1 protein-coding gene is annotated in these 1,278 nt (G+C 66.0%); it reads left to right on the forward strand.

The window, feature by feature from the left end; all coding sequences use genetic code 11:
* A partial coding sequence (locus LOC57_RS16330) for an HNH endonuclease signature motif containing protein (protein WP_229960983.1) occupies positions 1-1,278 on the forward strand: 1,278 nt, incomplete at both ends.

Genomic DNA, 1,278 nt, shown 5'->3' on the forward strand with positions numbered 1-1,278 from the left:
TCTGCAGAACCTTGAATCCTTCGACGACCAGGCTGTGGGTGAAGTGCTGGTCCGGGTCGCACACCTGATCGCGTGGGCGGAGGCGCAGCGGGCCCGGATGCTGAACCGGATGGAAACCCTCTTCCGGGAGGACTACGCCGGCGCGACCGGACGGGTGGAACCCGGGATGGCTTTCACACTGGCGGCAGCGGAGTGTGCCGCCCTCCTGCAGATACCGCACGGCACCGCCCAGCGGCTGATGTTCGAAGCCGGCCTCCTTTCCGGCGCCCATACGGCCACGTTGGAGGCACTGCAGGACGGGAGCCTCAGCTACGGGCATGCCCAGGTGGTCCTGGATCAGTGCCAAAGTGTTCCTGAAGCTCAGTTGCCTGAATTTGAAGCAGCCCTGTTGAAGGCTGCAGAAGGTCAGACACGGTCTCAGTTCTCCGCCAAGGCCCGCCGGCAGCGGGAGAAGAAGTACCCGCAAACCATTCCCGTCCGGCACCTCACCGCGTTCGAGAAGCGCCGGGTCACGCTGGACGGGGAAGAAGACGGGATGTCCTGCCTATCGGCGCATTTGCGGGCGGCCGAAGCCCAGCAGATCTACACGGCACTGAGTACTGCGGCCCGCGGCGAGCAGGCCAACGGCGATCAGAGGACTGCTGACCAATTGCGCAGCGACATCCTGGCCCAGCTGCTTATGGGTGGCCCCGGTTCACCGCGTACTGGTGCTGCCCCAGAGCGCACCCCAGTGCGGTCTGACCGTGCGGGCGGCGGCGGGAAAGCCGCCGACATTGGCCCGAGCCGTGAATCACGCGGGGCTGGCAGTGCACCTGAAGGTGCCGACTCTGATGACTATGACGCCGAGTCTTTTGGCATCCTCCCCCGGGCGGAAATCATGGTCCTGATCAACGCCGAAACACTGTTTGGAGCCAATGAAGACCCGGCCGAGCTGCATGGCTACGGCCCGATCAGCGCCGAAGCAGCCCGCAGGCTGTCCCGCCACGCCACCCGCTGGACCGGACTCGTCCAGGACCCGGACACCGGGGAAATCCTCGGCGTGGGCAGGCGCCGGAAAGTCCCCGCCGGACTGGCCCGATGGCTACGTGCCAGGGACGGAACGTGCCGGTTCCCCGGCTGCCGGGTCAGCACCGCGGTCACGGAAATCGACCACACCACCGACTGGGCGGACGGAGGCCCTACGGACCATGGCAACCTCGCCCATTTATGCCGGAGGCATCACCGGTTCAAAACCCTGGGATTCTGGAAGGCCCGGCAACCGGAACCGGGAGTGATGGA

It is taken from the genome of Arthrobacter sp. zg-Y750 (genome assembly GCF_020907365.1).
GTDB lineage: Bacteria > Actinomycetota > Actinomycetes > Actinomycetales > Micrococcaceae > Arthrobacter_B.